The following is a 4,077-nucleotide window of genomic DNA, read 5'->3' on the forward strand; positions in this document are numbered from 1 at the left end:
GTTTCTGGATGAAATAGATGCCCCCCTCGACGATGCAAACATTATGTCTCTCCTCGAGATTATTAAAAGCATCAGCAACAAAACCCAGATAGTATTTATCACACACAACAGAATTACTATGGAATCATCAAACACGATTTACGGCGTCACAATGGAAGAAGAAGGTATTTCAAAGGTCGTATCAGTCAGACTTTAAAAATCAGTAGGTAGTAGGAAGTAAGCAGTAACAGAAAAAACAGGCATAGGCTACTTACAATTTTCTGTATACTGTATCCCTAACACCCAAGTCGAGTTTATCTAATATAATTAAATAGTTAATCTTTTATCGGTTACCGATATGTGATAATAGTCAATTTTTTTGTTGACATTTTTGTATATAACACTATCATTATAGAAAGACAAGGGGGATGGGGGGTATAAATCATAGACAATATTATAATCAAATCCTCAATTTCCGTCGATCTTCCTTATTGTTATCCTTACATTTGGCAAAAAAATATTTTTATTAAGGAGGTGATTAAATAACAAGGTTTTTTATAAAGGGTTTTTATAAAAAGAAAGGAGGGTTTTTATGCAACCTATACAAGTAGCACAAACTGTTTTACCTGATCCATCAGTCCTCATGTACCCATGGTATGTCTGGTGGGTAGTGATAATCGGGCTGACCCTGATGACATTCATAGGGACATGGATAATCACAAGGGGGTGGAAAGAATGAACCCACAATTATTTGAAGTACCAAAGGCAACGGCAGCAACAGCAGTGTGGGGCGCAATTGGTGTAGCAATTATACTGGCAGTTTCGGTTATACTCGGGATTTTATCAAAAAAACAATGGAAATCCTTTGATGAATATCTCGTTGGGAAAAGGGATATAGGGCCCTGGATTACAGGCGCTGCCCTTTGTGCATCGTATCTATCAGGATGGGCGTTCTGCGGTAGCACCGGTATCGTATATTCTCTTGGTTTCTCCGGCATGTGGTTTGCCGGCATATGGAGCCTCCTCGGTTTAGTCCCCTGTTGCTGGCTTGCAGCAATAAAAACAAGGGAATTCTCCGCAAAACTCGGTGCAGCAACGCTTCCAGAAACAATCGGGAGAAGGTTTGAGAGCAAAATGCTCCAGACCGTCATAGCAGTAGTTATGCTCTATTTTCTCTTCATGTATTCTGTTGGTCAGTTAAAGGCAGCCGGTGGTGTCTGGTATGCAGTAACAGGACTTCCGCCGCTCTGGTGTTTGCTCCTCTCAATATTCATTGCCTGGCTGTACATGGTTCTCGGCGGATATATAGGAACCCAGTGGTCTATGGCATTTCAGGGGTTTTTCCTCGGGATTGTGGGTGCTGTCCTCGGCATATGGGCAATCATATGGGCAGGTGGTTTTTATGAAATATCTTCAAAGCTGTATATGGAACCAAAGGTTGGCCCTGCACTTATTAAACTGATGAGGCCGGAGCTTCCAAAGCTTGGTCCAACACAACTCTTCTCGAGTCTTGTAGGAATCCTTGCAACACCGGTCATCTTCTTCACAATGGCAATCGGCTTCCCCCATAATGTAAGCAGGTTCCTCGGTATGGCCAAGTTGAACAAAGCCGGATACTGGAAATTACTCACCACTGTGTACCTCGTAGCCGGTATCCCCATCATGCTCGACTGCTCGAGCAACGGTCTTGTGGCAAGGATGGTTTACGGGCCCAGACTCCTCGCAATAAAACCCTGGATGGGCGACCTCGCAGCGCCATATCTTGCTCATGCAGTGGGTGGGGTACCCATGATGACCCTTTACGTCATGGGTCTCTTCGCAGCAGCGCTTTCTACCCTTGCAGCCATGGTATTTATTATGAGCGCCAACGTGACAAGGGACATTATAAAGACATGGTGGCCCAAGGTATCGGATAAGGCGATGCTCAATTTAGGGTATTTCTTGATCGCCCTCTTCCTCTTCCTCCCCTTCTACTGGACACTTGTAAATCCGCCTCCACTGCTTTCAATCTTTATGGGTCTCGCCGCCATGGGTCTCGGCGCTATTTTCTTCTTCGTAACAGCAATATCCTATTACTGGAAAAGGGCAACAAAATGGGGCGCTTTGCTCTGCGTACTGTATGGTACTGGCATGTCCATATACGGCGGGTATGCAGTGCTCTATAAGAAATACGTCGGCATGGGCACCCTTGAGTGGTGGCTCGTTATAGGTTGTGGCGTGCTCTACTTCTTAGTGAGCTTCATTACAAAACCGCCATCAAAGGAACTGCTCGATAAATTGTTCCCGGCGAAACAGTAAAAGATGGTTAATACAAAAAAGAGGGGCTTTTGCCCCTCTTTTTTTATTTTTTCATGCACTTTCCCAAAAAAAGATGGATGGATATAAGAATAACCTGTTCGGGTGAAAAATGGATAATGATACCGTGAAACTTATATACGAAATTTTGTGGCTTGCAGCCGGTGTTTGTATTTTGGGATACTGGGTCAGGCGGTTTATTAAATGGTTTCAAAAAAGGCGTAATTCTACCAGGTAATGCCCTTCTGTTTCAGGTAGTCCTGTGTTTCCTTGTTGCCCAAACGGGCGGCAATTCTGTAGTTTTTGATAGCTTCACTCTGATTGTTTAAACTTTCGTATATACTCCCGAGTCCGGCGTATGCACGCGCAAAGTCAGGATTTAGCTCTGTAACCTTCTGAAAGTCTTTCATGGCTTCCTGATCCCTGTTAATAGAAAACAATACAACGCCTCTGTTGTAGTATGCCTCAATGAACTTCGGATCCTTTTCAACAGCCATATTCAGAAGTTCCAATGCCTCCTGTGGATACCCTGCATCAATAAACTGATATGCTTTTTTAAAATACTCTTTTGCTTCAGGCTCTTTCTGGACACATCCAGTGCATGACGCACTGAAAATAAACAGAAAACAGGATAACAACCAGATAGAAAATCGTTTTTTTCTAAACATCGGACTCCTTAAAAAGTCATTTTCCTTAGCCTACTACAGGTGTCTGAAAAAGTCCAAAGGTTAATGAATCTTTAAGGAACCAATAATGCTATTAAATAGTTTTCCTATTTGCACTTATCTCTGGAGCCGGATTTACACTTCTTCCCATCAATCCAGGTGGCACCGGACAGGTTTGCACCGGTAAAGTTTGTATTGGACAGCTTTGCGCCGGATAAATTTGCACCGGAAAGGTTTGAATCCCAGAAGTTTGTGCCGGTAAGATTTACACCAGAAAGGTTTGCATTGGATAAATTTGTATTGGAGAGGTCAATGTTGGAAAGGTTTGCGTTTGAAAGGTCACAATTGACACATTCAGTAGATGTGTTGAGTTTCTTCAGGTGGGCTTCATTGAATGCATATAATATGCTTGTCATCAGAAATAATTGAATCATAAGAAAAACAAAAACTAATCCAATTCTTTTTTTAGCCATAAATACCTCCTTAATGTATTTATATTCTTACCAAAAAAAACGCCACCCGAATATCATTCAGGTGGCGGCCCGACCATCCTGCAATAACCTCCAGAGATATACAAATATCCCTGAACCCATTCGTTATTCAATTTTATTCGTTAGATATCCATGATTCATATAATTATTATTTTATCTTTTAGAAGTCAAGAATTTTTTTAGGTATCTTTTTATCACTGTTAGCTAAAATTTAAAAGTGCACAGCCTTCAAATCGCTATTTCTCACCTTTTGGACATCAATAAGACTATCATTAGACCAGAACCTAACCTACTTGCGAAATACACAAAGGATAGTATTCATCATTACACTGAGACGATAATACCTACCAATACGATCCCGAGTAAGGTCTTTAGCGGCTTCAAAAAAGCCTGTCACAACCTGTACAAGTTCGATTCCAAAACAGAGAAAGATTTTGCAATTATTCTTGAACAGGACAAGGCGTTCTGAAATGGCTTAGGCCGGCGGCAAAAGCAGTTCAGGATCTACTGGAAGCACAATTCAAGACAGTATCATCCCGATTTTGTGACAGAGACGCAGGATACAATCCACATGATAGAGACCAAGAAGGAAGGCGATATCGAAACACCGGACGTTCAGGAGAAAACCCAGGCTGCCCTTTTATACT

Annotated in this window: 5 protein-coding genes; 3 read left to right on the top strand and 2 right to left on the bottom strand. The window is 42.0% G+C overall.

Translation table 11 applies throughout. The annotated features are described in order from the left end of the window. The 3 genes from NTU69_12740 to NTU69_12750 form a co-directional block, all read left to right on the top strand. Positions 1-196 (top strand): hypothetical protein (locus NTU69_12740; GenBank protein MCX5804372.1); only part of this gene is annotated, 196 nt, incomplete at its 5' end. Positions 197-571: 375 nt separating this feature from the next. After that, positions 572-718 (top strand): hypothetical protein, encoded by a 147-nt coding sequence (locus NTU69_12745; GenBank protein ID MCX5804373.1) that lies wholly within the window; start codon positions 572-574, stop codon positions 716-718. After that, on the top strand, positions 715-2,277 hold the full coding sequence (locus NTU69_12750; protein ID MCX5804374.1) for a sodium:solute symporter family protein: 1,563 nt from the start codon (positions 715-717) through the stop codon (positions 2,275-2,277). The genes NTU69_12745 and NTU69_12750 overlap by 4 nt, the downstream gene beginning before the upstream one ends. A gap of 224 nt (positions 2,278-2,501) precedes the next feature. Here NTU69_12750 and NTU69_12755 read toward each other — a convergent pair whose 3' ends face one another. Both NTU69_12755 and NTU69_12760 read right to left on the bottom strand, forming a co-directional pair. After that, complete coding sequence (locus NTU69_12755; GenBank protein MCX5804375.1) at positions 2,502-2,942, bottom strand: tetratricopeptide repeat protein; 441 nt, start codon at positions 2,940-2,942, stop codon at positions 2,502-2,504. A 104-nt stretch (positions 2,943-3,046) separates the two neighbouring features. Next, complete coding sequence (locus NTU69_12760) at positions 3,047-3,412, bottom strand: pentapeptide repeat-containing protein (protein ID MCX5804376.1); 366 nt, start codon at positions 3,410-3,412, stop codon at positions 3,047-3,049. Positions 3,413-4,077: the final 665 nt, after the last annotated feature.

Source organism: Pseudomonadota bacterium (assembly GCA_026388215.1).
Taxonomy (GTDB): Bacteria; Desulfobacterota; Syntrophorhabdia; order Syntrophorhabdales; family Syntrophorhabdaceae; genus JAPLKF01.

What these genes read in the sequence shown, in the direction of transcription:
- NTU69_12750 (MCX5804374.1), top strand. Translation starts at nt 715, where the DNA reads ATGAACCCACAATTATTTGAAGTACCAAAGGCAACGGCAGCAACAGCA.
- NTU69_12760 (MCX5804376.1), bottom strand. Translation starts at nt 3,412, where the DNA reads ATGGCTAAAAAAAGAATTGGATTAGTTTTTGTTTTTCTTATGATTCAA.
- NTU69_12755 (MCX5804375.1), bottom strand. Translation starts at nt 2,942, where the DNA reads ATGTTTAGAAAAAAACGATTTTCTATCTGGTTGTTATCCTGTTTTCTG.
- NTU69_12745 (MCX5804373.1), top strand. Translation starts at nt 572, where the DNA reads ATGCAACCTATACAAGTAGCACAAACTGTTTTACCTGATCCATCAGTC.